21 protein-coding genes are annotated in these 24,870 nt (G+C 63.0%); 12 read left to right on the forward strand and 9 right to left on the reverse strand.

What is annotated here, in order from left to right; translation table 11 throughout:
- Positions 1 to 2 precede the first annotated feature (2 nt).
- Positions 3 to 782 carry a bestrophin-like domain gene (locus HMPREF9697_RS19220; protein WP_002718925.1) on the reverse strand — a complete coding sequence of 260 codons (780 nt, stop codon included), beginning with the start codon at positions 780 to 782 and terminating at the stop codon, positions 3 to 5.
- 164 nt (positions 783 to 946) lie between these two features.
- Here HMPREF9697_RS19220 and HMPREF9697_RS19225 point away from each other — a divergent pair, with 164 nt between their 5' ends.
- The 8 genes from HMPREF9697_RS19225 (at position 947) to ligA (ending at position 12,275) form a co-directional block, all read left to right on the forward strand.
- Positions 947 to 1,873: a D-alanine--D-alanine ligase gene (locus HMPREF9697_RS19225; protein ID WP_002718926.1), complete on the forward strand. Its 927-nt coding sequence runs from the start codon at positions 947 to 949 to the stop codon at positions 1,871 to 1,873.
- The gene (locus HMPREF9697_RS19230; protein WP_002718927.1) at positions 1,840 to 2,814 is read left to right on the forward strand and encodes a cell division protein FtsQ/DivIB; all 975 of its coding nucleotides are present in this window, start codon (positions 1,840 to 1,842) and stop codon (positions 2,812 to 2,814) included. The genes HMPREF9697_RS19225 and HMPREF9697_RS19230 overlap by 34 nt, the downstream gene beginning before the upstream one ends.
- Entirely contained in the window at positions 2,811 to 4,133 is a 1,323-nt protein-coding gene (gene ftsA, locus HMPREF9697_RS19235; RefSeq protein ID WP_002718928.1) for a cell division protein FtsA, read from the forward strand. The genes HMPREF9697_RS19230 and ftsA overlap by 4 nt, the downstream gene beginning before the upstream one ends.
- Before the next feature lie 81 nt (positions 4,134 to 4,214).
- The gene (gene ftsZ, locus HMPREF9697_RS19240) at positions 4,215 to 5,975 is read left to right on the forward strand and encodes a cell division protein FtsZ (RefSeq protein WP_002718929.1); all 1,761 of its coding nucleotides are present in this window, start codon (positions 4,215 to 4,217) and stop codon (positions 5,973 to 5,975) included.
- Between the two features lie 380 nt (positions 5,976 to 6,355).
- Complete coding sequence (gene lpxC / locus HMPREF9697_RS19245; protein ID WP_002718930.1) at positions 6,356 to 7,327, forward strand: UDP-3-O-acyl-N-acetylglucosamine deacetylase; 972 nt, start codon at positions 6,356 to 6,358, stop codon at positions 7,325 to 7,327.
- A gap of 217 nt (positions 7,328 to 7,544) precedes the next feature.
- A complete protein-coding gene (locus tag HMPREF9697_RS19250; protein WP_002718931.1) occupies positions 7,545 to 8,438 on the forward strand; it encodes an outer membrane protein assembly factor BamD in 894 nt (297 codons plus the stop codon).
- 12 nt (positions 8,439 to 8,450) lie between these two features.
- Positions 8,451 to 10,130, forward strand: coding sequence for a DNA repair protein RecN (gene recN / locus HMPREF9697_RS19255; protein WP_002718932.1), 1,680 nt, complete (start codon positions 8,451 to 8,453; stop codon positions 10,128 to 10,130).
- A 9-nt stretch (positions 10,131 to 10,139) separates the two neighbouring features.
- Positions 10,140 to 12,275, forward strand: coding sequence for an NAD-dependent DNA ligase LigA (gene ligA / locus HMPREF9697_RS19260; RefSeq protein ID WP_002718933.1), 2,136 nt, complete (start codon positions 10,140 to 10,142; stop codon positions 12,273 to 12,275).
- Here ligA and HMPREF9697_RS19265 read toward each other — a convergent pair.
- Together HMPREF9697_RS19265 and HMPREF9697_RS19270 are read right to left on the reverse strand one after the other, a co-directional pair.
- Positions 12,268 to 13,521 carry a multidrug effflux MFS transporter gene (locus tag HMPREF9697_RS19265; protein WP_040308370.1) on the reverse strand — a complete coding sequence of 418 codons (1,254 nt, stop codon included), beginning with the start codon at positions 13,519 to 13,521 and terminating at the stop codon, positions 12,268 to 12,270. The two genes, ligA and HMPREF9697_RS19265, sit on opposite strands and share 8 nt — an antisense overlap.
- A 54-nt stretch (positions 13,522 to 13,575) precedes the next feature.
- The gene (locus HMPREF9697_RS19270) at positions 13,576 to 15,402 is read right to left on the reverse strand and encodes an aminopeptidase P family protein (RefSeq protein WP_002718935.1); all 1,827 of its coding nucleotides are present in this window, start codon (positions 15,400 to 15,402) and stop codon (positions 13,576 to 13,578) included.
- A gap of 156 nt (positions 15,403 to 15,558) precedes the next feature.
- Here HMPREF9697_RS19270 and HMPREF9697_RS19275 point away from each other — a divergent pair, with 156 nt between their 5' ends.
- Positions 15,559 to 15,768, forward strand: a complete 210-nt coding sequence (locus tag HMPREF9697_RS19275; RefSeq protein WP_002718936.1) for a hypothetical protein — start codon at positions 15,559 to 15,561, stop codon at positions 15,766 to 15,768.
- Here the strand turns inward: HMPREF9697_RS19275 and HMPREF9697_RS19280 are convergent.
- Positions 15,765 to 16,670: a 50S ribosomal protein L11 methyltransferase gene (locus tag HMPREF9697_RS19280; RefSeq protein ID WP_002718937.1), complete on the reverse strand. Its 906-nt coding sequence runs from the start codon at positions 16,668 to 16,670 to the stop codon at positions 15,765 to 15,767. The two genes, HMPREF9697_RS19275 and HMPREF9697_RS19280, sit on opposite strands and share 4 nt — an antisense overlap.
- Positions 16,671 to 16,965: 295 nt before the next feature.
- Here HMPREF9697_RS19280 and HMPREF9697_RS19285 point away from each other — a divergent pair, with 295 nt between their 5' ends.
- On the forward strand, positions 16,966 to 17,238 hold the full coding sequence (locus HMPREF9697_RS19285) for a hypothetical protein (protein ID WP_002718938.1): 273 nt from the start codon (positions 16,966 to 16,968) through the stop codon (positions 17,236 to 17,238).
- Positions 17,239 to 17,275: 37 nt separating this feature from the next.
- Here the strand turns inward: HMPREF9697_RS19285 and HMPREF9697_RS19290 are convergent, their stop codons facing one another.
- Both HMPREF9697_RS19290 and HMPREF9697_RS19295 read right to left on the reverse strand, forming a co-directional pair.
- Positions 17,276 to 17,488, reverse strand: a complete 213-nt coding sequence (locus HMPREF9697_RS19290; RefSeq protein ID WP_002718939.1) for a DUF4287 domain-containing protein — start codon at positions 17,486 to 17,488, stop codon at positions 17,276 to 17,278.
- Between the two features lie 106 nt (positions 17,489 to 17,594).
- Positions 17,595 to 19,196: a phytoene desaturase family protein gene (locus HMPREF9697_RS19295; protein ID WP_002718940.1), complete on the reverse strand. Its 1,602-nt coding sequence runs from the start codon at positions 19,194 to 19,196 to the stop codon at positions 17,595 to 17,597.
- Between the two features lie 156 nt (positions 19,197 to 19,352).
- Between HMPREF9697_RS19295 and HMPREF9697_RS19300 the strand changes: the two genes are divergently transcribed.
- Complete coding sequence (locus HMPREF9697_RS19300; protein WP_002718941.1) at positions 19,353 to 21,620, forward strand: spermidine synthase; 2,268 nt, start codon at positions 19,353 to 19,355, stop codon at positions 21,618 to 21,620.
- Positions 21,621 to 21,647: 27 nt separating this feature from the next.
- Here the strand turns inward: HMPREF9697_RS19300 and HMPREF9697_RS19305 are convergent, their stop codons facing one another.
- Positions 21,648 to 22,439: a L,D-transpeptidase gene (locus tag HMPREF9697_RS19305; RefSeq protein ID WP_002718942.1), complete on the reverse strand. Its 792-nt coding sequence runs from the start codon at positions 22,437 to 22,439 to the stop codon at positions 21,648 to 21,650.
- A 217-nt stretch (positions 22,440 to 22,656) separates the two neighbouring features.
- Here HMPREF9697_RS19305 and HMPREF9697_RS19310 point away from each other — a divergent pair, with 217 nt between their 5' ends.
- On the forward strand, positions 22,657 to 22,971 hold the full coding sequence (locus HMPREF9697_RS19310; protein WP_002718943.1) for a hypothetical protein: 315 nt from the start codon (positions 22,657 to 22,659) through the stop codon (positions 22,969 to 22,971).
- Between the two features lie 72 nt (positions 22,972 to 23,043).
- Here the strand turns inward: HMPREF9697_RS19310 and mctP are convergent, their stop codons facing one another.
- Complete coding sequence (mctP, locus tag HMPREF9697_RS19315) at positions 23,044 to 24,543, reverse strand: monocarboxylate uptake permease MctP (RefSeq protein WP_002718944.1); 1,500 nt, start codon at positions 24,541 to 24,543, stop codon at positions 23,044 to 23,046.
- A gap of 27 nt (positions 24,544 to 24,570) precedes the next feature.
- Positions 24,571 to 24,747 carry a DUF3311 domain-containing protein gene (locus HMPREF9697_RS20655; RefSeq protein ID WP_002718945.1) on the reverse strand — a complete coding sequence of 59 codons (177 nt, stop codon included), beginning with the start codon at positions 24,745 to 24,747 and terminating at the stop codon, positions 24,571 to 24,573.
- Positions 24,748 to 24,870 lie beyond the last annotated feature (123 nt).

A 24,870-nucleotide genomic window follows, 5' to 3' on the forward strand; every position in this document is an offset into this window, starting at 1 on the left:
GCCTATGATCCGCCTATCACGCGGATCGTCTCGACAATCGGCGCGGGCGAGAGATGGAATGCGCCGTAGAACGGATATTCCTGAAATGCCACCAGGCTGAGCGTGATGACCGCGGCGCTCGCAAAGACGATGAGCGCGGTCGTCATCGCGCGCCGCCGCTCGAGATGAACCAGCGCGATGGAGATTTCTGTGATCAGGCCGAGTACGATCACCACGATCCATTTCAGATCATTGGTGTGGTCGGAGGCGATCGCGAGGCGCTCGGTGCGTGCGTTGCCGGCGCGCACCGCCGCGTTCAGAAGTGCGGCATGGACCGCGCCGCCGGAGGATTTCGCAATGCTGGGATCGCTGATCTTTCGCAGCAATTCGTCATAGGCGGCCGAAGTGCGCGCGGAGCCGTGACCCTCCGTCATCGCGGGCCATTCGTCGACGGTCACGGATGTCGCATAGGTTTTCAATGCGTCGCGGATCGCGGCCATGTCGGCGAGTGCTGCGACACTCAACGTATAGACGTTGCGCAGTTCGCCGGCTTCGGTTTGCACCGCCTTGTAAGCTTGGCGGCTGCGGTCGGCGATGTCGTTAGCAAGGAAGCCCGCGAGCAACGCGAACAGGATGGCGGACGCATTGAAGAACGGCGCGACGATGCCGGTCAACGACTGCATCTGGCGACTGAGCGGCGAACTGAAAATGAGGATGCGCAAGGCAATGACAACGCCGAAATACAGCGCGGCGAGCGTCAGGAAAATGCCCAGGGGCGGCAGTTCGAGCCAGGCTCTAATCATGATGACAATCGCTGTTCGGCAAGCTGCGCGGCACGCGCCGCGAGGTGGAATCGGATGGCCGGAATCTACATGCAGAATGCGTTCGCGCGAACCCCTTCGCGCCGGCTTCCACCCCTTGGTCGCTTCCGCAAATCAGCGTAGTGAGGAGCAATCAAGGAGCTAAAATGGCTGCATCCAAACATGTCGCTGTCCTGATGGGCGGATGGTCTTCGGAACGGGAAGTCTCGTTGCGGTCCGGCGCGGCCTGCGCCGCTGCGCTCGAGAGCAGGGGATATCGCGTCACGCGCATCGACGTGCAGCGCGACATCGCAACCGTGCTCGCCGGATTGAAGCCGGATGTCGCGTTCATGGCGCTGCACGGGCGGCCGGGTGAGGACGGCACCATTCAGGGTGTGCTGGAGACGCTTGCGATTCCCTATACCCATTCCGGCGTGCTGGCGTCCTCGCTCGCCATGCAGAAGGATCTCGCCAAGACGGTGATGGCGACGGCCGGCGTGCCGGTTGCGGAAGGATTGACGCTGTCACGTGCCGAAATCGCCAAGGACCACGTAATGAAGCCGCCTTACGTCATCAAGCCGGTGGCGGATGGCTCCAGTGTCGGCGTTTTCATCGTCACCGAGGAGCACGCCCATCCGCCGCAGGAGCTTTTCCGGGACGACTGGCCACACGGCGACCGCCTGCTGGTGGAAAAATACGTCGCCGGGCGGGAACTGACCTGTGCCGTCATCAAGGGCGAGCCCAGCGAGGTCACTGAAATTGTTCCTCTGCTAAAATTCTATGATTACGAGGCAAAGTATTCAAAAGGCGCATCAAAACACGTTCTGCCTGCACCTATTTTACCCTTTGTTTACCAGGAAGTCCGAAGGTTGACGCTGGCCGCGCATGTGTCGCTTGGCTGCCGGGGTGTGAGTAGGGCGGACTTCCGCTACGACGATCGCATCGAGGGGACGGGGGGACTCGTCTGTCTCGAGGTGAATACCCAGCCCGGTATGACCGAGACGTCACTTGTTCCAGAGCTTGCAGGATATGCGGGCGTTGCATTTGACGAGTTGGTTCAATGGATGGTGGAGGACGCCTCTCTCGATCGGTGAGACAGACGCAATCGCGTTCTGCCCCGGTGCGGAAGGCTGCTGCCCCGTCCCGTGACGCCATGGCTTCGACGCGCCGCTACGTTTTCGAGCCGGAGCGCGAGGAAAATCCCAACGGCTTTTTCGCCAGACTGGAACGTCGCCTGCCGCGAGGTCTCGGCGTTACCGCGACGGTAGTGCTGCTGATCGGCGCCGGCCTGTTCGGCGTCGTCCGGGGTGGTCATGCCGACAACGTCGTCACGGCTTTTCAGGATACCCGCAACGCACTTGCCAACGCCGTTGGTTTCCGAATCACGGACGTGGCGATCTCTGGCCGCAAGCAATTGACCCAGGACGAAATTCTCGCGGTCGGCGGCGTCAATGGCCGCTCCTCGCTGCTGTTCCTCGATGCCGCGACGGTGCGCGATCGCCTGAAGGGTGATCCGTGGATCGCGGATGCGACCGTGCAGAAGCTTTATCCCGGCCGCCTGCAGATCGATATCACCGAGCGTAAGCCCTATGCGTTGTGGCAGCAGGAAGGCCGTCTGTCCGTGATCGCGGAAGATGGTACCGTGCTCGAGCCTTATGTCGCCAACCGCTTCAATCTTCTGCCGCTGGTGGTGGGCGATGGCGCACAGGAGCGCGCTCATGCGTTCCTCGATCTGCTCGCGAACTATCCGAACATCCGCAACCAGACCCGCGCCATCATTCTGGTCGGCGATCGGCGCTGGAACCTGCGCCTGACCAACGGAATTGACGTGCGGCTGCCGGAAACCGGCACCGAGACGGCGCTTGCCACGCTGGTCAAGCTCGACAGCGACGAACAGCTCCTTTCCCGCGATATCACCTCCATCGATATGCGTCTGCCCGACCGGGTGACGGTGCGGCTGTCGGAAGATGCTGCCAAGGCCCGTGCGGACGCGATCGCCGCCAGCAAGTCGAAGCGCAAGGCAGGTGACGCATGAGCGGCTTCGATCGCACCCAGACGCCGAAGACACGCCAGATGCCGCCGAACAAGACGGCGCTGGTGGCGGCGCTCGACATCGGATCGAGCAAGATCGCCTGCCTGATCGCACGGCTGAAACCCTGTTCGCCGAGCGAGACGTTGCGCGGCCGCACCCATGCGATCGAACTGATCGGCATGAGCCACATCCAGTCGCGCGGCATTAAGGCTGGCGCGGTGTCCGACCTCAACGAATGCGAACACGCGGTCCGCCATGCGGTGGCGCTGGCCGAGCGGATGGCGCGAGTCCGTGTCGAATCGGTTCTGCTGTCGATGTCGTCGGGCCGCCTTAGCGGACAGTTGATGGAAGCGGCGGCCGAACTGCGCCAGGGCGCGGTGACGCAATCGGATATCGACCGCATCGTCTGTGCCGGCATGCATCACGCGACCGGGGAGGGACGGACTGTCCTTCACACGTTGCCGGTCGGCTATTCGCTCGATGGCGTGAAAGGCGTGCGTGATCCGCGCGGTATGATCGCCCGTCATTTTGGCGTCGACATGAATGTCGTCACCGCCGACCTCTCGGCCGCGCGCAACCTGATGCTTGTCGTCGAGCGCTGTCATCTCAACGTCGAAGCCGTGGCTGCCGCGCCTTACGTCGCGGGTCTTGCCGTGCTGACCGATGACGAGAGCGATCTCGGCGCTGCCGTGGTCGACATGGGTGCGGGTACGACAACCATTGCAACCTATTCCAACGGACAGTTCGTGCATGCGTCGGGCTTCGCGCTCGGCGGGCAGCATGTCACCATGGATCTGGCGCGCGGACTTGGGGTCTGCATTGCGGATGCCGAGCGAATCAAGACGTTATATGGCACGGTACTGACCGGTGGCGTCGACGCGCGCGAGACGCTGAGTGTTCCGGCTGCGGACGATTACGAGCGCGATGCGCCGCAGATTGTCACCCGCGCGACGATCGCGAACATCGTCAAGCAGCGGGTCGAGGAGATTTTCGAGATGGTCCGCGATCGGCTGGCACAGTCCCCGTTTGCAGGCGAACCTCGCGCGCAGGTCGTGCTGACCGGCGGTGCTTCGCAACTGACCGGACTTCCCGATCTGGCAGGCCGCATTCTCGGCCGTCCCGTGCGCATCGGCCGCCCCCTCGGATTCGGCAAGGTGCCGGGCGAGGCGAAGAGCGCGTCGTTCGCGGTGCCGGCAGGTCTGCTGGTTTATCCGCAATTCGCACACCTCGAATATATCGAACCGCGGCACACGCGGCACCTCATGACAGGGACCAACGGTTATTTCGGAAAGGTCGGACGATGGCTTCGCGAGGGCTTCTGATGACACCGAACGACTTCATTCCATCAACGTCTTCGGCGCTGCGCCGAAGTGAAAGCGCGCACGCGTAACGAGAGGCATCCCATGACCATCAATCTTCAAAAACCCGACATTCGCGAGCTGAAGCCGCGAATCACTGTGTTCGGCGTCGGCGGCGCGGGCGGTAATGCCGTCAACAACATGATCACGGCTGGCCTCGAGGGTGTCGACTTCGTCGTCGCCAACACCGATGCGCAGGCGCTGACGATGTCGAAGGCGGAGCGCCTCGTGCAGATGGGCACGCAGGTGACGCAGGGCCTCGGCGCAGGTTCGCAGCCGGATGTCGGTGCGGCCGCGGCACAGGAAGTGATCGACGAGATCAAGGATCATCTGTCGGGCGCAAACATGGTGTTCGTCACCGCCGGCATGGGCGGCGGCACCGGCACCGGCGCTGCTCCGGTGATCGCGGCGACTGCGCGCGAGATGGGCATCCTCACCGTCGGCGTCGTCACCAAGCCGTTCCACTTCGAAGGCCAGCGCCGCATGCGCACGGCCGAGCACGGCATCATCGAGTTGCAGAAGGTGGTGGACACGCTTCTGATCATCCCGAATCAGAACCTGTTCCGGGTGGCCAACGAAAAGACCACCTTCGCCGACGCCTTCGCGATGGCAGATCAGGTGCTGTATTCGGGCGTTGCCTGCATCACCGACCTGATGGTCAAGGAAGGCCTCATCAATCTCGACTTCGCCGACGTCCGCGCGGTGATGAAGGAGATGGGCAAGGCGATGATGGGCACCGGCGAATCGACGGGCGAGAAGCGCGCGCTGGCCGCCGCCGAAGCCGCGATCGCCAATCCGCTGATCGATGATTCCTCGATGCGTGGTGCCCGTGGCCTGCTGGTCTCGATCACCGGCGGCAAGGACCTCACGCTGTTCGAAGTCGACGAAGCGGCGACCCGCATCCGCGAGGAAGTCGATGCCGACGCCAACATCATCGTCGGCGCGACCTTCGACGAGGCGCTCGACGGCCTGATCCGCGTCTCGGTGGTCGCCACCGGTATCGACAAGGAAGTCGCGTCCAAGGCGACGCCTGCTACGGCCCCTGCGGCCGCTGCCTCGACCGGCAGCCCGGAAAACCGTCTCGCCGAACTCACCGCGCGTCTGCGTGCCGATAACATGCGCGTCGCAGAGCGGATCCAGAAGGCCGAAGCTGCTGCTCCGGCCGCAGCTCCTGCACCAGGGACCCGTGCGACGGCCGAGCAGATCGACCGCGCCGCGCTCGCTGCGATCGCGGAAGCTGTGTCGCCTGCGCCGCCGGCCGCGCCTGCGGCTGCGTCCTACGGCGATGTCAGCATCCGCCCGATCCCGCCGAAGCCGTCGCTGTTCCCGGAAAAGGAAGAACCGATGGAACTGCATGAGCCGGCTCCTGCGGCCGCGTTCATTCCGCCGTCCGCTGAGCGGGTTCCGCTTCGCGCACCGCGCATGCCGAATTTCGATGAGCTGCCGATGCCGGCCCAGAACGAGATTCGCAAGGCTCGCGGTGACATCCGGGAGGAGCATCCTCACAAGACCCGAACCTCGCTGCTGCAGCGCCTCGCCAATGTTGGCCTCGGCCGCCGCGACGAGGCGCATGAGGCTCCGATCGCCGCCCGCTCGTCCGGTCCGGCCATGCCGCAGATGCCGCCGCTGCCTGAGCGCAAGCAGCAGCGTCCGAATCCGGCGAGCATGGGCGAGCCGGTGTCCGAGTACGGACGCCGCCCGGCGCCTCAGGGCCTCGACCAGCATGGTCGTCCGGCTCCGGCGGCTCCCGCTTCTGTGGATGACCACCTGGACATCCCGGCGTTTCTGCGTCGTCAGGCCAACTGATTTTTGTAACAATCGACCCTTGCGAATGCCCCGGCCGAAAGCCGGGGCATTTTCGTATCGGGGCGGGATGCTCTCACATCAGTTTCACAACCTTTTGATTCGGAAAGGGAAAAAGATGTGATCGAACAGAAGGCCGGGTAGCGGGGACTTGTTCAATTGTGGCAGGATCGCGCGTCAGATGCGGCGTCTTTGGGGTAACAATCGGTAAACAACCGTGAGTGGCGCCGGTCGCTGCAATGAGTAAGGTCCAAACCACGTTGGGGGGACTTCGGGAATCACTGGCCGGTTTTCTGGCCTCCATGCCGCGAAATCGAGACCTGCGGGGATGTAGGTCTCATGTGCGCATTTCCTGGGGTCTGTTAAGTTAGGTGAAGGCGGGGATGAAATTCAGCCGGCAAAAGACGCTCCGTTCGCACGTCTCGTTGACGGGCGTCGGCGTTCATTCGGGTGAGCCCGTCAATCTCGTTCTTGGACCGGCGGACGTCGATGCCGGGTTTGTTTTCATCCGTACCGACGCCGACGGCACCGAGCGCGAGGTTCGCGCGCTGGCCGCATCCGTTTCCGCCACTGCTTTCGCGACCGTGCTCGGCGACAAGGCCGGCGCCGTGGTGTCCACCGCCGAGCATGTGCTCGCCGCGCTCCGCGGCATGGGCGTGGACAACGCCACCATCGAGGTCGATGGTCCCGAAATTCCGATCATGGATGGCAGCGCCGCGGCATTCGTCGCGGCGATTGACCGTGCGGGCATCGTCGAGCAGTCGGCGCCCTCCCGGTTCATCGAAGTCCTGAAGCCGATCCAGGTGACACTCGGCGAATCGTCCGGCGAGTTGCGGCCTTACGCAGGCGGTTTCCGCGCCGAAGTGGAGATCGATTTCGACAATCCGCTGATCGGCCGTCAGGCCTACAATTTTGATATGACGCCGGATACCTTCCGCCGCGACATCGCGCGTGCCCGTACTTTCGGCTGCATGAAGGACGTCGCCCAGCTCTGGAAGGCGGGTTATGCTCGCGGGGCCTCCTTCGATAATTCCGTGGTGTTCGACGAAGACCGTCTGCTGAATACCGAAGGCCTGCGCTACGCCGACGAATGCGTCCGCCACAAGGTTCTGGACGTGATCGGTGATCTGGCGCTCTCGGGCCTGCCGCTGATCGGCCTGTATCGCTCGGTTCGCGGCGGTCACAAGCTCAACCATGCCGTTCTGACCGCGTTGATGGCCGATCGCCATGCTTGGCGGGTGGTCGAGGCCGAGCCGGTGGCGGCACGCCGCGCCCGTGCTTCGGTGTCGGATGCGGTTGGCAGTATGCTCGGCGGTGGCATGGTCGCGCCGGCCTTCGCGCCCGACGTCTCCTGACGTCCCTGGTCCTGGCGCCTTCGGGGCACAGGCATCTCGTCCAAATCGTCTCTGGACGTTGTAAGAACCGCCTTAATGCGGGCGAAATGTCTCCCTATCCGGTTGGTTGGGAACGCGATTTCAGCTACATAGGCCGGCGAGAATTCGGGCTTAGGGGTTCCGGCGACGCCGGACAGGTTTTCCGTTCCGGTCGATTTACTCAGGTCTTGCGAAACACATGACGACGCCTTTGCGCCATTCGCCCAAGCGGCCTCTTATCGACCGACTGGGTCGCCAGCTTTGCTTCGCCCTCGGTGTGGTTGCGCTCGCCGCGCCGCTCGGCGGTTGCGGCACCGGCAACCTGTGGGACAAGTACTTCGCCAAGGACGAGACCTTTGTCGATCAGCCCGCCGACAAACTCTACAATGAGGGCCTCTATCTTCTGAACGAGAAGAGCGACCGCAAGGGTGCGCTCAAGAAGTTCGAGGAAGTCGATCGTCAGCACCCGTATTCCGACTGGGCGCGCAAGTCGCTCTTGATGTCGGCCTACGCCGCCTACCAGAGCGGCGACTATGACGAGTGCATCGCCTCTGCCAACCGCTACATCAGCCTGCATCCCGGCAGCCCGGACGCGGCCTATGCGCAATATCTCGTGGCGGTGTCGAACTACGACCAGATCCCCGACGTCAGCCGTGACCAGACCCGCACCGAAAAGGCCATCGCTGCGCTGGAAGAGGTGATTCGCAAATATCCGAACTCGGAATATGCGACCACTGCGAAGAAGAAGATCGAGGGCGCGCGCGACCAGCTTGCCGGCCGCGAGATGACCATCGGCCGCTATTACATGGACAAGCGCGATTACACCGGCGCGATCAACCGCTTCAAGGTCGTGGTGACGCAGTATCAGACCACCCGTCACGTCGAGGAAGCGCTGGCGCGCCTGACCGAAGCCTATATGGCGATCGGCGTGGTGAGCGAGGCGCAGACCGCCGCCGCCGTGCTTGGCCACAACTTTCCGGACAGTCGCTGGTACAAAGACGCCTACAATCTTGTAAAGTCGGGCGGCGTCGAGCCTCGTGAGAACCAGGGCTCCTACATCAGCAAGGCCTTCAAGAAGCTGGGCCTCGGATAGGATTTCACCGCAATGCTGGCCCGCCTTTCGATCCGTGACATCGTCCTGATCGAGCGGCTCGATATCGACTTCGCCAGGGGCCTCGCCGTGCTGACCGGCGAGACCGGCGCTGGAAAATCCATTCTTCTCGATGCTTTTGCGCTGGCGCTTGGCGGGCGCGGCGATGCGAGCCTCGTGCGCCACGGTGCGGAGCAGGGGCAGGTGACGGCGGCTTTCGATCTGCCGAAGAAGCATCCGGCATTTGCGATCCTGCGCGAGAACGGCTTCGACGATCCCGAATCGGGCGAGATGATCCTGCGCCGCGTGCAGCTTGCGGACGGCCGCACGCGCGGCTTCCTCAACGACCAGCCGGTCAGCGTTCAGACTCTGAAAGCCATCGGCGCGACGCTGGTGGAGATCCACGGCCAGCACGACGAGCGCGCGCTGGTCGATGCCGCGACGCATCGGCGGCTGCTCGACGCCTTCGCCGGGCTCGACGACAGCGTCAGCGATGTCGAAACGTTGTGGGACGCGCGCCGCACCGCGCGCGATGCACTTGAGGAGCATCGCGCCGGGATGGAACGCGCCGCACGGGACGCCGACTATTTGCGTCACTCCTCTGAGGAGTTGATGAAACTCGCGCCGGCGGAGGGCGAGGAGACCCACTTGGCCTCGCGCCGCACCGCGATGATGCAAGGCGAGAAGATTTCCGAGGACCTGCGCGACGCGCTGTCGGCTGTTGCCGGACCGCAATCGCCGGTGACGTCATTGGCTGCGGCCGTACGGCGGCTGGAGCGCCGCGTCGCAAGCGCGCCGAAGCTTGTCGAGGATGCCGTCCGCGCGATGGATGCCGCGCTGAATTCGCTCGCCGAGGCCGAGCAGAATCTCAACGCCGCGATCAATGCCGCCGATTACGATCCCGCCGAACTCGAGCGGATCGAGGAGCGGCTGTTCGCGCTGCGGGCGGCGTCGCGTAAATATTCCACGCCGGTAGACGACCTCGCGGCGCTGGCGGAGAAATTCAAGGCCGATGTTGGCCTGATCGATGCGGGCGCGCAGAAGCTGAAGGTTTTGGAGAAGGCGGCGAGTGCGGCGGATGCCGCTTATTTGGAGACCGCGAAGAAACTTTCGGCCGCGCGCGCCAAGGCGGCGGAGAAGCTCAACAAGGCCGTCAACGCCGAGCTTGCGCCGCTCAAGCTCGAGCGCGCGAAGTTCTCGACCCAGATCGAGAGCGAGCCGCAATCGCCGGGGCCGCAGGGATTTGATCGGGTGCAATTCTGGGTGCAGACCAACCCCGGCACCAAGCCGGGGCCGCTGATGAAGGTCGCCTCCGGTGGTGAGTTGTCGCGCTTCCTGCTGGCGCTGAAAGTGGTGCTGTCGGATCGCGGCTCCGCGCCTACACTGGTGTTCGACGAAATCGATACCGGCGTCGGCGGCGCTGTGGCGGATGCGATCGGCGCGCGGCTCGCGCGACTGGCGGAAAAGGTGCAGGTGATGGCCGTGACGCATGCACCGCAGGTGGCCGCGCGCGCGGACCAGCATCTGCTGATTTCCAAGGAGGCGCTCGATAAGGGTAAACGGGTCGCCACCCGCGTCGCACCGCTTGTGAAGGAGCACCGCCGCGAGGAGATCGCCCGCATGCTGGCCGGCGCGGAGATCACGCGCGAGGCTCGCGCGGCGGCCGAGCAGTTGCTCAAGGCCGCGACGGCGTGACGATTGTCTATGGCTGTTAAGGCAAAAAAGGCGGTAACGCCGGTCGACAAACTCACCAAGGCGCAGGCCAAGGTGGAGCTGACGCGTCTTGCGCTCGAAATCTCGATGCATGACGAGCGCTATTATCAAAAAGACGCGCCGACGATTTCCGATGCCGACTACGACAAGCTGCGCCTGCGCCTTAACGCTATCGAAGAACGCTTTCCGGAACTGGTGGCGAAGGATTCGCCTTCGCAGACGGTCGGCGCGCAGCCGTCGCGTGCATTCGCAAAAATCCGCCATGCCGTGCCGATGCTTTCGCTTGGTAACGCCTTCAGTGACGAAGACGTCGCGGAGTTTGCCACGCGCGTGCGTCGCTTTCTCAACCTCGGTGCCGATGAGCCGCTTGCGATTGTTGCTGAGCCGAAGATCGATGGCTTGTCGCTGTCGCTGCGCTACGAGAACGGCGAGCTTGTGAATGCGGCGACGCGTGGCGATGGTTTCGAAGGCGAGGATGTCACCGCCAACGTCCGCACCATCAAGGACGTGCCGCACACGCTGAAAGGCAAGGACGTCCCCGCGGTCTGCGAGGTGCGTGGCGAGGTCTACATGCTGCGCGAGGATTTCATCGCGCTCAACAAGAAGCAGGCCGAAGCTGAAGACACCATCTTCGCCAATCCGCGCAACTCCGCCGCCGGATCGCTGCGGCAGAAGAACGTCGCGATCACCGCATCGCGGCCGCTGAAGTTCTTCGCCTATGCGTGGGGCGAGATGAGCGAGATGCCAGCGCCGACGCAGTTCGAGATGGTGAAATGGCTGGGCAAGGCCGGTTTCGTCGTCAATCCGCGCATGGTCTTGTGCGGCGATGTCGAGGCTTTGCTGAAATATTACCGCGAGATCGAGACCGAACGCGCGGCGCTGCCCTATGATATCGACGGTGTCGTCTACAAAGTCGACCGGCTCGACTGGCAGAACCGGCTGGGCTTCATCTCGCGCAGCCCGCGCTGGGCAATCGCGCACAAATTCGCCGCCGAGCAGGCGACGACCGTGCTGGAGAAGATCGACATCCAGGTCGGACGCACCGGCGCGCTGACGCCGGTGGCGCGGCTGACGCCGGTCACGGTCGGTGGCGTCGTGGTGCAGAACGCGACGCTGCACAACGAGGACGAAATCGCCCGCAAGGATATCCGCGAGGGCGATACCGTAGTGATCCAGCGTGCGGGCGACGTCATCCCGCAGGTCGTCAGCGTGGTGACGGAGAAGCGGCGGAAACATTCGAAGCCTTATTCCTTTCCGCATGTTTGCCCGGTTTGCGGCAGCCATGCAGTGCGCGAGGAGGGCGAGGCGGTGCGCCGCTGCACCGGCGCGCTGATCTGCCCGGCGCAGGCGGTGGAAGGATTGAAACATTTCGTCTCGCGGCTCGCCTTCGACATCGAGGGGCTCGGCGACAAGCAGATCCAGGAATTCTACGACGACGGCCTGATCATGCATCCCGTCGACATTTTCACGCTCGCGAAGCGGGACGCACGAGCGTCAAAGAAGCTGAAGGATCGCGAAGGCTATGGCGAAACTTCGGTGCGCAACCTGTTTGCCGCGATTGATGTGCGGCGCAGGATCGAACTCAACCGTCTGATTTTCGCGCTCGGCATCCGCCATGTCGGCGAAGGCAACGCCAAGCTGCTGGCGCGTCATTATGGCACTATCGAGAATTTCCGTGCGGCGATGGCGGAAGCGGCTGCGGTGCAGACCGAAGAAGGCAACGCATCCGAAGCTTATATCGATCTCAACAATATCGGCGGCATCGGCGATATCGTGGCGGATGCCGTGGTCGAGTTCTTCGCGGAGAAACGCAACGTCAAGGCGCTTGGCGAATTGCTCGACGAAATCGATGTGCTGCCCGCAGAGCAGGCGCGCACGGATTCCGCCGTCGCCGGAAAGACGGTTGTCTTTACCGGCTCGCTGACGAAATTCACCCGCGACGAAGCCAAGGCGCAGGCCGAACGGCTGGGCGCGAAGGTGTCGGGCTCGGTGTCGAAGAAAACTGATTATGTTGTCGCGGGTGAGGAGGCGGGTTCCAAGCTCACCAAGGCGCGCGAGCTTGGGGTCGCGGTGCTGACCGAGGATGAATGGCTTTCGCTCACCGGGGGCGGCGAAAGCGCTACATAATTCCGGCTTCGCTTTCTTCCGCCTCGATCATCTCCTCGGTGCTGACCGGGTTGGTGTTGCGCGGAAGGATGAAGACGATAGCCGCCGCACAGGCCATCGAGGTCAGCAGGATCGCGATATTGACCGGCAAGGGCGTGGCGAAATCGCCGCCGAGATAAGCGCCGAGTTCGGAAAACAGCGATCCGCAGCCGAATTGCAGAAATCCCATGATGCCTGCCGCCGTGCCTGCCGCTCGCGGGCGAACGCTGAGCGCGCCCGCCGCGGCATTTGCCATCGCGAATGCATTTCCGACCATCACGATCATGTGGGTGCCGAACAGCCACGTTGGCATCTGATTGATGCCAAGGACGCCCCAAAGCACGTTGATGATCGAGCCCGCAATTTGCAGGACAAGGCCGATCCGGATCATGCGGTCGATGCCATAGCGCGGCGAGAGCCGCACCGAGACCAGGTTTCCGGTCATATAGGCGACGCCAGCGGTGGCGAACCAAAGTCCATATTCTGCGGTGGAGCGGCCCATTTGATCGACCACGATGTAGGGGCCGCCGCCGGCGAAAATGAAAATAATCGCCGAAGCCAGCATCACGCAGAACACATAGCTGATGAAAGTGCGGCTCGATGATAGCGCGCGCAAGTCCTTGAAGAATCCCGGGTCGTCGGAGGTGACCTGACGGCGCCTTGTCTCTGGCAGGCCGAGCGCGATGCCTACGGTGACGAGCAGTGATGCCGCGGCCATGAAATAGAAAATCGAGTGCCATCCGAAATTGATGTCGAGCACGCCGCCAATCAGCGGGCTGATCATCTGCGCGATCATCATCACGGCGGTGACGAGGCTGATCATGCCGCCGATTTGTTCACGTGGATAAATGTCGCGGATGATGGCGCGGCACATCACCATGCCGGAGGCTCCGCCAAGCGCCTGAAAGAACCGCGCCGTGACAAGTTGCGGCAGCGTTTGTGCGAAGATGCAGGCGATCGTCGCGGCGACACTCAGGCCGAGGCCGGCGAGCAGGACCGGGCGGCGGCCAAAGCGGTCTGACAAGGGTCCGGTAATGAGCTGCGAAACTGCGAGCCCTATCATGAACAGCACGACGTTGAGTTGCACTGATGCAACGGAGGTGTCGAACAGCCGTGCCAGGAAGGGAAGGACCGGAACCAGCAAGTAAAGCGATACTGGACCGACACCGTTCATCGCCACCAGCAGGATCAGGACAGTGCGCGATTGTCTCGCGCCAGCCGCTGGCATCGTGGTGTTTTCGGTGGTCACGTTGGCCGGACTCTTGCGTTGATTCGAGGATTATTAGGTCAGCGGCGCTGTCGCCGCGTCGAGCCACACTTTTGTGGCTTCATCGACCAGTGGTTTGATCTCCCGCCGCACCCGTGCATGGTAATCGTCGATCCAGATGCGCTCCTGCGCGCTCAATTGCGCAACATCGATCAATCGTCGGTCTATCGGCGCGAGCGTCAGCGTCTCGAAAGTATCCATCGGCTTCTCCGCACCGTCGATCTTGGCTTCGACGATCAGCTCGAGATTTTCGATCCGGATGCCATAGGCGTCTGCCTTGTAGTAACCCGGCTCGTTCGAGAGGATCATGCCCCGGCGCAGCGGCGCGTGGCCGAGCTTGGAGATGCGCGCCGGACCTTCGTGCACGGAAAGGTAGCTGCCGACGCCATGGCCAGTGCCGTGTTCGAAATCGAGGCCGATCTGCCAGAGGAATTGCCGCGCCAGCGCATCGATCTGCGCGCCGTGGACACCATCGGGAAAGATGGCGCTTGCCACCGCGATATGCCCGCGCAGTACGCGGGTGAAGCGATCGCGCATCTCCGCCGTCGGCTCACCGATAGCGATGGTGCGGGTTACGTCGGTGGTGCCGTCTTCATATTGCGCGCCGGAATCAATCAGCAGCAGGTCGCCGGGCTTGATGCGGCGGTTGCTCTTGCGGGTGACGCGGTAGTGCACGATCGCGCCGTTCGGGCCGGTGCCTGAAATGGTGGGAAATGATACGTCCTTCAATGCGCCGGTATCGCGCCGGAACGTTTCCAGCGCTTCCACGGCGTCGATCTCGGTCAGCGCGCCGTTAGGCGCTTCATGATCGATCCAGGCGAGGAAACGCGCCAGCGCCGCGCCGTCGCGGCGGTGCGCCGTGCGCGCCCCGGAAATCTCGGTGGCGTTCTTGATCGCCTTGAGTTGCGTGACGGGATCGGCAAGACGGCGGGCGATGCCGCCCGCGGCTGTGATTGTCCGACTCAACGCATCGGCGGCAGTGGCGCTGTCGAGGCCGATGACGGCCTTTTCGTTCGATGCCGCAGCAAGCGTGGAGAGCAATGCGTCCGGCCCGGCGATATCGGCGTAGCTGGCCAGATGTGCGCGCGCTTCGTTCGAAAGCTTGCGGGAATCGATGAAGATCGTGGGCTGGCCGTCTTTCGGCAGCAGCACGTAAGACAGCGGTAGTGGTGTATGGGCCACGTCCGCACCGCGGATATTGAAGGTCCACGCCACCGCGTGCGAGTCCGACAGCACCAGCGCGTCGAGGCTGAGCCGCTTCATCTCGGCGCGAATGCGGGCGAGCTTGTCTGCCTCGCTCTCCCCGGCGAATTCGGGCGCATGCACGGTGACGCGACCGAGCGGCGGGGCGGGGCGTTCGCTCCAGACCGCATCCACCAGATTGTCCTCCACTGCCACAAGTTCGGCGCCGGCCTTCTCGCAGGCGGCCGCGAACCGCTCGGCCGCCGCCGTGGTGTGCAGCCAGGGGTCGAAACCGAAGCGCTCGCCCGACTTGATGTGCTGCGTCAGCCACTGTTCCGGCGGCGGATCGGTCAGCGACACGATGTTCCACGAGGCGCTGTCTACTTGTTGGGCGGCCTGCAGCGTATAGCGGCCATCGACGAACAGGGCGGCCTCACGGATCGTCACCATCGCAAGCCCGGCGGAGCCGGTGAAGCCGCTCAGCCAGGCAAGGCGCTCCTCCGAGGGCGCGACGTACTCATTCTGCTGGCTGTCGCCGCGCGGAATAATGAACCCGGCAAGCCCCCGCTGCACGATCTCTTCGCGGAATGCTGCCAAACGCGCCGCAAGCGCGGTGCCGCCCTCGGGCTCGTCGAAATTCTGAAACTGGGCCTCGAACATCGGCAACCTTCCAAGCGCAACATGGCACGAACAATGCTTGTAAATTACCACGGCCCGCGCGGAAGGCGAGCGCCGGAACAACGGCGGCATCTGCGCGTTTCTCACGCTGGCCGGGCAAGTGACCGGAGTTGAACCGTTTCAACTGGGAGGCTGGAAATGCACTCTTTCAGATTCGAGAGATGGCCGCGGGAAAGGTTGCCCCCGGTTTCGAGCGAGGAAGGCGCGCTGCTGGGCATGGTCGCCAAACGGCGCGGTCTGATTATCGAGTTGCTCGACCGGCTGACGGAAGCGCGTCTGCAACGCGACGCCCGCAATATCGGCTATACCGAAGGCGACGTGACGCCGAAACGCACGCGCAAGTTTTAAGCGATCCGCTGCATTAGCAGGCTGGTCCAGCCGTCGAGTTCATAGCGGCGGATCAGCCGCAGACCCTGACCGCGGTACGCCGCAACGACGCCGCGCGCATGAGGCGGCAGCAGGCCCGATAAAATCACGAAGGCGGAAGGCGCCAGATGCTTTGCCATCGGTGCTGCGAGCTTGCGCAGCGGATTGGCGAGGATATTGGCGAGCACGAGGTCGAACGGGCCGGCTTGCGCAAAGCGTGGCGACCCGAAACCGATCGCGCGGATCGCCTCCACATCTCGCCGGACCCCGTTGAGCGCGGCATTCTCCTTCGTGACGATCACCGAGCGGGGATCGATGTCGCTGGCAAGGATGTTCCGGTGCAGCGCCTTGGCGGCGGCGATTGCCAGCACGCCGGTGCCGGTGCCGAGGTCGAGGACGCGTTCCGGCATGCGTTGCCGTAGAACCATGTCCAGCAGCAGGAGGCAGCCGCGCGTAGTGCCGTGATGGCCGGTGCCGAAGGCGAGCGCGGCTTCGATCTCGATCCGCAGCTTGTTCGGCGGAATCCGGTCGCGGTCATGATGGCCGTGAACCACGAACCGCCCGGCATTGACCGGTACCAGGTCGGCAAGACTCGCTTTTACCCAGTCTTTTGCTTCCACCGTGTCGAAAACCAGCGCGGCGGCGATCGCGTCACCGACCGCCTGAGCGACCAGGGCACGAATGGCGGCTTGGTCGGGCGGCGTTTCGAAATAGAGCGAGATGTCCCATTCGCTGGTGCCAGGGCGTTCAAAAGCCGAGACGACGATCTCGCCATTGTCGAAGACCTCCGACAGCGTATCGACGATCCGGTTGGCGCTGGCCTCGTTCCCGGCGCTGCAGGTAGCGTGATGGGTGGGGCCGGAGGGCGCTGCGGAGGAGTTCATGAAAGCTCAACTGTAAATAATGCCGGAGGTTGCACGGCCTGCGTCGGGTCGCAAGGCGGCCGCGCGTGATCCCGGTGCGGTGATGCCTACAGGATATCGGAACAAAGCGCGAGCCAAACCGTGAACCTGTAACGTGAACCTGTAAAATGTCTTGCGTAGAAAGGCATCTTGCGGCCTGCAGGGGCGTTTCTTCTCCCAGCAGGGTCACATATTCGTCACCGGTTGATCTGTTTAAATTTGATGCACCAAGAATAGATGTTAAACAGGCTTCAGAACAAACCAAGGGATAATCACCATGCGCAACCTCAGTCTGGGCCGGGCACTCGTCGTTGTTGCCTTGGTAGCCCTGCTGGTCGTAACCGGCGTGTGGGCCGTTATGGTCTGGAATGCCAGCGGCAATGTCGAGATGGGCAAACACGGCTGGATCGCGCTTGGCCTCGGCACCTTCTTTTCTCTTGTCATCGGTTGCGGGCTGATGGCGCTGATGTTTTTCAGCAGCCGCAGCGGCCATGACGAGGCTGCCGACCCGCTCCGGCATAGGGATGAGCCGCCGTCCGGGAATGCTTAAGCGCTGACGCGCAAGCGGTCGGAATCGTCACATCCAGTCAGGTTGCATTTTGCGCGCGATGGTAGGCAACCAGGGCGTTGGCATGTCCATGGCCCATCCCGTGTTTCGACTTAAGGGCGGCAACCATCGCCATGTGCTTTTCCTCCTTCATGCCGTCGAGAACCGTTAGCCAGTGGCTGATCGGCTTGCCGTATGTCTTCTCAATGGAAGGAAAATACGAGGCGGGGCCTTTTATCTTCTCGGTTGCCATCCCGGATATCTCCTAACTGTCTTCAAGAGCGTTGTTTTCAGTACGGGCTTCCACAGCCTGTCCACGGACTTTCCACAGGCTTGTGAACAGCTTTTCCACAGGGTTGCTAAGCGAAAATCCCCTGATGGTCGCGCAGGATGGTCTGGGCTGCGTTGTAGCCCGGCGCGCCGGTGACGCCCCCGCCGGGGTGGGCGCCGGAGCCGCAATGGTAGAGCCCTTTGAGCGGCCCGCGATAGTCGGCATGGCCGAGCAGCGGCCGCGCCGAAAACAACTGGTTCAGCGTCAGTTTGCCGTGGAAGATGTCGCCGCCAATGAGTCCGAACTGTCGTTCGAGATCGAGCGGCGACAGGATCTGCCGGGCGATGACGCTGCGCGCAAAGCCGGGCGCGTAGCGGTCCACGGTCGCGATCATCAGATCGCCGACTTCTTCGCGGTGGTCGTCCCATGATTTGCCGTCCGGCAATTCCGGGGCGACATGCTGGCAGAACAGGCTCGCGACATGCGCATCCGACGGAGCAAGGCTGTCGTCGAGCGTGGAGGGGATCAGCATTTCCACCACCGGCTCGCGGCTCCAGCCGAATTGCCGCGCATCGTGATAGGCGCGATCCATGTAGCCGAGCGACGGCGCGAGGATGATGCCGCTGGTGAGGTGATCGCCCATGCCGGGCAGGGCGGTGAAGGAGGGCAGCGCAGTGAGCGCGACGTTCATCCGGAAGGTGCCCGAGCCGTTGCGATATTTCGCGATGCGCGAAGCGAACGGTGCGGGCAGCGCGGCCTGCGGCACGAGTTGCGTGTAAAGCAGTGTCGGGTTGACGTTGGAGACGACATAGCGGCCGCGCAGCGTGTCGCCGTTATCCAGTGTAACGCCGATGGCGCGGCCGTTCTCGACGAGAACTTCGCGGACGCCGGCCTCGGTTTCGATCTCGACGCCGTGGCTGCGGGCGGATGACGCCATCGCCTGCGTGATCGCGCCCATGCCGCCGATGGCATGGCCCCACAGCCCCTTGCGGCCGTTCACCTCGCCGAAGGCGTGATGCAGCATCACATAGGCGGAGCCGGCCGCGTAGGGGCTCGCATAGTGACCGACAATGGCGTCGAAGCCGAACAATGCCTTGACGAGATCGCTCTCGAACCAGTCGTCGAGCATTTCGCCTGCCGACAGGGTGAACAGGTCGAGCAGCAGGCGCTGGTGCTCCAGTGACAGCCGCCGCAGGATGTTGCCGCTCTCCAGCGCATTGAATGCTTCGCGCAGGCTGTTGAGCGAAAATCCCTCCGTGACGTTGGGCGGCGCGCGCAGCAAGAATTGCCGCAGCACATCGGCGACGATCTCGAGTTCACGGTTGAAGGCGTCGATGCGCAGCGCGTCGCGCTCGCTCAGTTTTCCGATCGATTGATGGGTGCGCCCTTCGCCCGTGAGAAGATACCGGCCATCGGGGGAGGGAAGGAAATTCTGTGCGCGCCGCTCGACGATGCGCAGGCCATGCCCGGCGAGATTGAGGTCGGCGATCACGCGGGGATTCAGCAAGCTCACGGTGTAAGCCGCGACCGAATTGCGGAAGCCGGGGTGAAATTCTTCCGTCACGGCTGCCCCGCCCACGACCTTGCGCCGCTCGACGATTTTGACCGTGAGGCCATTCATCGCGAGGTAGGCCGCGCAGGTGAGGCCGTTATGGCCGGCGCCGATGATGATCGCGTCGTACCGTGACATCCGGCCTTCTTAAATGCGCTCTCTTCCGCAGGCGAGCGATTTCTCTCGCTGGGGATGGTCACAGGGCGGTTATTGTTCGTTCATCTTCGCTATGATCCACTGGCGGGAACGGCGTTTCCGGACGTTTCCGGCCTTGCGGCCGCTTGCGGAGTTGTCATGACCTCCCCGTCACCGGCCGATGCGGCATCGCCCGCCGCGCGCAACCGCATTGTGCTTGCGATCTACACCGCGACGATTTTTCTGAGCGCACTGCTGCTATTTTCGGTGCAGCCGCTGTTCACGAAAATGGTGCTGCCGCGGCTCGGCGGCTCGCCCGCGGTGTGGTCGGTGGCGATGGTATTCTTCCAGTCGCTGCTGCTCGGCGGCTACGCCTACGCACACGTCCTGATGACCCTGAAAAGCCGGACGGCGCCGGTCGTTGTTCATCTCATCTTGCTGGTGATCGCATTTACGTTCCTGCCACTGTCGATCTCCGCAGGGTGGGCGGAGCCGCCTGCGAGCGGCTATGCCTTCTGGCTGCTCGGCCTGTTCGGGGTCTCGATAGGCCTGCCGTTTTTCGCGCTTGCCGCCAACAATCCGATGCTGCAGGCGTGGTTCGTACGCACCGGCCATCCGGACGGGCCGGATCCGTACTTCCTTTACGCTTCCTCGAATATCGGCAGCTTCCTCGCTCTGCTGTCCTACCCGGTGCTGCTGGAGCCGATGCTGACGTTGCGCGCGCAGAACGTACTCTGGACTGTGGGCTACGGTCTTCTGATCCTGCTGATCGGCGCTTGCGGTGTGCTGCTGTTGCGCGCGCCGCCAATGGCCATTGTTTCGGGCGAGAGCGACGCGACTGCGCCCGCGCCGACATGGCTGCAATGGGGGCGGTGGGTGTTTCTCGCCGCCGTTCCCTCCGGGCTGCTGATCGCGGTCACCGCCCATATCTCGACGGACGTTGCGGCGGCGCCGCTGCTGTGGGTGCTACCGCTGTCGCTTTATCTGCTGACATGGGTGCTGGTGTTCCAGTCGCGGCCGCTGCTGCCGCATCGCTGGATGCTGAAGCTGCAGCCGCTTGCCATTGCAGGTGTCGTGTTGCTGCTGGCAATCGGCGGCGAGCAGAACCTGCTGCTGACGCTTGGCGGCCATCAGCTTTGTTTCTTCATTATCGCGATGGCGTCCCATGGCGAACTGGCGCGCACCCGCCCGCCGGCGCGTTATCTCACCGGGTTTTATGTGGCGCTGTCGTTCGGCGGCATGATCGGGGGCCTGTTCGCGGGACTGGTCGCGCCGTTCACCTTCTCATGGATCGCCGAGTATCCGATCCTGTTGGCGCTGGCGGCCCTGTGCCGCCCGTGGCAGCCGTCGCGGCGCGGGGCGATATTGCTCTGGCTCGCAGCCGTGGTGGCCGCGCTGGTGTTGATCGCGCTGGCGTATCGCACGGATGCCGCGGAAGTGTTTCTCGAAAGCTGGCGTGTCTGGGCGATCGGTTCGCTCGCAGCCATTGCCGCGTTGCTGGTCGTCGTGATGCGACTCGATCGCCTTCAGTTCGCTGTGCTGGTGGCGCTCGGCCTCGTGCTGGTGCGGGTCTATCCGCTGGACGAGGGACGCGTGGAGACCGTGCGCAGTTTCTTCGGCGTGCACAAGATCGTGGTGACGCCGGGCGGGCAATATCACGTGCTGATGCACGGCACGACGATCCATGGCGCGGAAAAATTCAAGGCGGATGACGGCACGCCGCTGACGGGCCGGCCGGAGCCGATCAGCTATTATTACAAGGACGGTGGTATCGGCCGCGCCATTGCGGCGATCCGCGCGCGCAAGGGGGCGCCGTTGCGGGTGGCGGCGATCGGCCTCGGCGCGGGCACGCTCGCCTGTCAGGCGAAGCCCGGCGAGACGTGGAAGTTTTTCGAGATCGACCAGACCATGGTCGACACTGCCCGCAACCCGAAATACTTCACCTATCTGTCGGCCTGCATGCCGGACATCAAGCCGGTGATCGGAGACGCGCGGCTGACCTTCGCGCGCGAGCCGGATGCGGCTTACGATCTCATCATCGTTGATGCTTATTCATCGGATGCGATCCCGATTCATCTGGCAACGAAAGAGGCGATGGCGATCTACAAGGCCAAGCTCGCGCCGGGTGGCGCTGTGGTGATGCATGTCTCGAACCGGCATCTGGAGCTGGCCAGCGTTGTGGTCGGCATCGCCGACGCCAACGGGCTGACGAGCTGGATCTACAACGAGGACAGTGGCCGCGACGCCGAATACATCTTCACCACGAATGTTGTTGTGTCGGCGCGCAAGCCGGAGGATGTCGGCGCGCTGGCATCGGATAACGTCTGGCAACCTACGCCGCCGACGCCCGGGCAGCGGGTGTGGACCGACGATTACTCGAACGTGCTGGGCGCGGTGTACCGCCGTCTTCGCGATGGGGATAATTGACCCGCTGTCGAGATGTGTCGTCAGGCCTCAGTCGTCGTCATCGTTTCCGAACAGCGGGCGATAGGAGCGGCGCTGATAGTAACGCGATCCATCGCCCTGGGCATAGTTATTGTCATAGTCGCGGCTATAGCGCGGATCGATGTAGATGCGTCGGGTCGGATCGCGCGGATCGGGTGCGGATGCGCCGCCGCGATATCCGTTGTTGCCGTAATTATAGTAAGGCTGACGCTGCACCTGCTGCTGATAGGAATCGCCACCGGGGCGGTCGTACATCGCGCCGGGCGCGACGCGCTGTGGCATCGTATCCACGGGCTGATCCGCGCTGGCGTCGGCATCGAGCATCCCACCACGGCTGGCCACATTGCGCTGGGTGCGTGCCAATGCAACCCGCGACGAGCCGGTGAGGTGAACGGTGGTTTTCAGCAGGCCTTCCTTCTTGACCAGATTCCACAGCGTCGTCGCGTTGGCGCGCGACAGCCTCACGCAGCCGTGCGAGACCGGCATGCCAAGACTTCTGACGGAATCGGTGCCGTGGATGGCGTGGCCCTGCTTGGTGAAGAAGATCGAATGCGGCATCGGCGCATCGTCGAACTCTTTCGAGAAGTGATTTTCTTCCATGCGGAAGGTCTGGAATTTTCCGTCCGGCGTCTCATGCGTGGGATTGCCGCTCGACACCGGCCAGCGATAGAGCACCTGCCCATCGACCATGACGGTCATCTGCTGGATGTCCTTGTTGACCTCGATGTCGACCGCCGCACGCGCCATTGAGGCGCTCGCCGCCATGAACAGCGCCGCAACGGGAATGACAATTTTACGCATTTTACCGATCTCCAGCGGCCGGGTGCCAGGTGGCCGATACTGCCTTGGACGTAAGTGCTGAAGATGGCTTTTTCCAGCGGGACAAAGATAGATGTGAGAACACGCGGCTCAACGGAATGATCCGTTAACCGCGTTGACGTTTGCGTGAAACCTTGGCGCGGTTAGGGCGTTGATATGGCGTCGTTCATTTGCCTCCTTTCAACATGAGAGACCCAAAATGAAAGCAGTGACCTCCGCCGTTCAACCGGCCAATCGAACTTTTGCGTGGGCCTCGGCCCTGGCGCTTCTGATGCTGCTCGCGGCGCCGCTGGCCGGGCATGCGCAGGGCATCATTGGCGGCGCTGAAGAAGGTGTACATCGCGGCAATCGTGCCGCAGGGCCGGTCGGCGGCGTCGTGGGTGGTGCGATCGGCGCAGGTGTCGGTGGTGCGGTCGGCGCCGTTAATGGCGTAATCGGCAGACCCAGTCGGCACTATCACAATCGGCGTTATCATCGCAGCCGTCACTATCATCATCGCCGTCATCGCTACTGAGCGTGATGACCCAAATATAAAACGGAGCCGGTCGAACCGGCTCCGTTTTATATTTGTGATATGCGGTAGCGATCAGCTGTGCACTGGCGTTGCGGCTCTTGGAGCGGTAACCGACAGAATGGCGCTGATCACGACCACGACGGCGACATTCAAGATCACCGCGCCAAGGCCGACATAGAACGAATAGGTGTCGCCGCCGAAGGTCAACGACGCAAGCGGCTTGAGGCCTTGCCCGTGGTTGAAGGCGACCCACGAACCCCAGCCGATGCCGCTGGCCCAGCCAAGCAGCAGCGCGCTGGGGCGGAACCAGTTGGTTTTGAGGCCGAACACCACCGCTGGGAAGGTCTGGAGAATCCAAAGGCCTCCGAGCAATTGCAGGTCCAGCGCGAACTTTGTCGGCAGGAACAGAATGAATGCCAGCGCGCCGACCTTGACCACCAGCGAGGTGATCTTGGCGACATGGGCTTCACCCGGATGGTCGATGTTCGGATTGATGAACGTCTTCCACACATTGCGGGTGAAGAGGTTGGCCGCGCCGATGCTCATCACCGCGGCCGGAACAAGTGCGCCGATGCCGATGGCGGCGAAGGCGAAGCCTGCGAACCATGACGGGAAGAGCGTGTTGAACAGGGCCGGGACGACATCCGTCGCGGATGCGACCTTCACATTCGCGGCGTAGGCCATATAGCCGAGCAATGCGATCAGGCCGAGCAGCAACGTATAGGCCGGCAGCAGCACCGCATTCTTGCGGATGGTGTCGGCCGATTTCGAGGCGAACACGCCGGTCAGCGTGTGCGGATACATAAACGCGGCCAGTGCCGAGCCCAGAGCCAGAGACGCATAAGGGAGGATCTGTTCTGGCTTCAGTGTGAGGCCGGTCGCACCGCCCTTGGCAGCGAAGGCATTGCCCGCAGCCTCGAACACCGCGCCGTAACCGCCGACCTTGGCCGGAACGATCACCACCGCCACCAACACCACGATGTAGATCATGATGTCCTTGACGAAGGCGATCAGCGCGGGCGCGCGCAGGCCGGAGCTGTAGGTGTACAACGCCAGGATGACGAAGGCCGCTGTGAGCGGGATTTCACCGGTCAGTCCCATCGCCTTGATGACGGCGCCCATGCCGACGAGTTGGAGGGCAATGTAGGGCATTGTGGCGGCAATGCCGGTCAGTGCGACCGCGAGTTCGAGTGCGCGCGATCCGGAGGTGCCGCGTACGACATCGGCCGCGGTGACGTGGCCGTTCTTATGCGCGTTCTTCCAGACCAGCGGCATGATGACGAACACGATCGGGTAGACGATGATTGTGTAGGGCAGCGCGAAGAAGCCGTAGGCGCCGACAGCGTAAACGACCGCCGGAACGGCAATCACGGTATAGGCAGTGTAGAAGTCCCCGCCGACGAGAAACCAGGTGATCCAGGTGCCGAACTGGCGTCCGCCGAGGCCCCATTCGTCGAGATGGCTGGAGACGTCGCCGCGCTTCCAGTTGGCCGCCATGAATCCCATGACGGTGACGAGAAGAAAGAAAAAGATGAATACGGCTGCAGCCGTCCAATCGATGTGCGTGCTCATGGTCAATCCCTGATTTTCTGAAATGGGTCAGGCTTCGTCGCGCGGCATCGAGCGGTAGACGAGCCAGATCAGCAGGGAGGTCAGCGGGACCCAGGCGAGCTGATACCAGTAGAAAAAGGGAAAGCCGAAGAGGACGGGGTCGTGGAAGTTGTAGAACGGGACCCAGAGAAGGCCGATGAACGGCAGGAGGAGGAGAAATTTCATGATGAGCCTCCAGAAGGCATGTGCGACAAATTGTCTTATCACAACGGCCTAGTGGAGCGCACAGTACTTAAGTCCGACGGTAATGGGCTACATTGGTTCCATTGCCGTTCGCGGGTTGGAGAT

The organism is Afipia felis ATCC 53690, from assembly GCF_000314735.2.
GTDB classification, from domain to species: Bacteria; Pseudomonadota; Alphaproteobacteria; order Rhizobiales; family Xanthobacteraceae; genus Afipia; species Afipia felis.

What these genes read in the sequence shown, in the direction of transcription:
- HMPREF9697_RS20655 (WP_002718945.1), bottom strand. Translation starts at nt 24,747, where the DNA reads ATGAAATTTCTCCTCCTCCTGCCGTTCATCGGCCTTCTCTGGGTCCCG.
- HMPREF9697_RS19250 (WP_002718931.1), top strand. Translation starts at nt 7,545, where the DNA reads ATGACGACGCCTTTGCGCCATTCGCCCAAGCGGCCTCTTATCGACCGA.
- ftsZ (WP_002718929.1), top strand. Translation starts at nt 4,215, where the DNA reads ATGACCATCAATCTTCAAAAACCCGACATTCGCGAGCTGAAGCCGCGA.
- HMPREF9697_RS19290 (WP_002718939.1), bottom strand. Translation starts at nt 17,488, where the DNA reads ATGGCAACCGAGAAGATAAAAGGCCCCGCCTCGTATTTTCCTTCCATT.
- HMPREF9697_RS19310 (WP_002718943.1), top strand. Translation starts at nt 22,657, where the DNA reads ATGAAAGCAGTGACCTCCGCCGTTCAACCGGCCAATCGAACTTTTGCG.
- HMPREF9697_RS19285 (WP_002718938.1), top strand. Translation starts at nt 16,966, where the DNA reads ATGCGCAACCTCAGTCTGGGCCGGGCACTCGTCGTTGTTGCCTTGGTA.
- HMPREF9697_RS19265 (WP_040308370.1), bottom strand. Translation starts at nt 13,521, where the DNA reads ATGCCAGCGGCTGGCGCGAGACAATCGCGCACTGTCCTGATCCTGCTG.
- HMPREF9697_RS19295 (WP_002718940.1), bottom strand. Translation starts at nt 19,196, where the DNA reads ATGTCACGGTACGACGCGATCATCATCGGCGCCGGCCATAACGGCCTC.
- HMPREF9697_RS19220 (WP_002718925.1), bottom strand. Translation starts at nt 782, where the DNA reads ATGATTAGAGCCTGGCTCGAACTGCCGCCCCTGGGCATTTTCCTGACG.
- HMPREF9697_RS19225 (WP_002718926.1), top strand. Translation starts at nt 947, where the DNA reads ATGGCTGCATCCAAACATGTCGCTGTCCTGATGGGCGGATGGTCTTCG.
- HMPREF9697_RS19305 (WP_002718942.1), bottom strand. Translation starts at nt 22,439, where the DNA reads ATGCGTAAAATTGTCATTCCCGTTGCGGCGCTGTTCATGGCGGCGAGC.
- ftsA (WP_002718928.1), top strand. Translation starts at nt 2,811, where the DNA reads ATGAGCGGCTTCGATCGCACCCAGACGCCGAAGACACGCCAGATGCCG.
- HMPREF9697_RS19230 (WP_002718927.1), top strand. Translation starts at nt 1,840, where the DNA reads ATGGATGGTGGAGGACGCCTCTCTCGATCGGTGAGACAGACGCAATCG.
- lpxC (WP_002718930.1), top strand. Translation starts at nt 6,356, where the DNA reads ATGAAATTCAGCCGGCAAAAGACGCTCCGTTCGCACGTCTCGTTGACG.
- HMPREF9697_RS19280 (WP_002718937.1), bottom strand. Translation starts at nt 16,670, where the DNA reads ATGAACTCCTCCGCAGCGCCCTCCGGCCCCACCCATCACGCTACCTGC.
- recN (WP_002718932.1), top strand. Translation starts at nt 8,451, where the DNA reads ATGCTGGCCCGCCTTTCGATCCGTGACATCGTCCTGATCGAGCGGCTC.
- mctP (WP_002718944.1), bottom strand. Translation starts at nt 24,543, where the DNA reads ATGAGCACGCACATCGATTGGACGGCTGCAGCCGTATTCATCTTTTTC.
- HMPREF9697_RS19270 (WP_002718935.1), bottom strand. Translation starts at nt 15,402, where the DNA reads ATGTTCGAGGCCCAGTTTCAGAATTTCGACGAGCCCGAGGGCGGCACC.
- ligA (WP_002718933.1), top strand. Translation starts at nt 10,140, where the DNA reads ATGGCTGTTAAGGCAAAAAAGGCGGTAACGCCGGTCGACAAACTCACC.
- HMPREF9697_RS19300 (WP_002718941.1), top strand. Translation starts at nt 19,353, where the DNA reads ATGACCTCCCCGTCACCGGCCGATGCGGCATCGCCCGCCGCGCGCAAC.
- HMPREF9697_RS19275 (WP_002718936.1), top strand. Translation starts at nt 15,559, where the DNA reads ATGCACTCTTTCAGATTCGAGAGATGGCCGCGGGAAAGGTTGCCCCCG.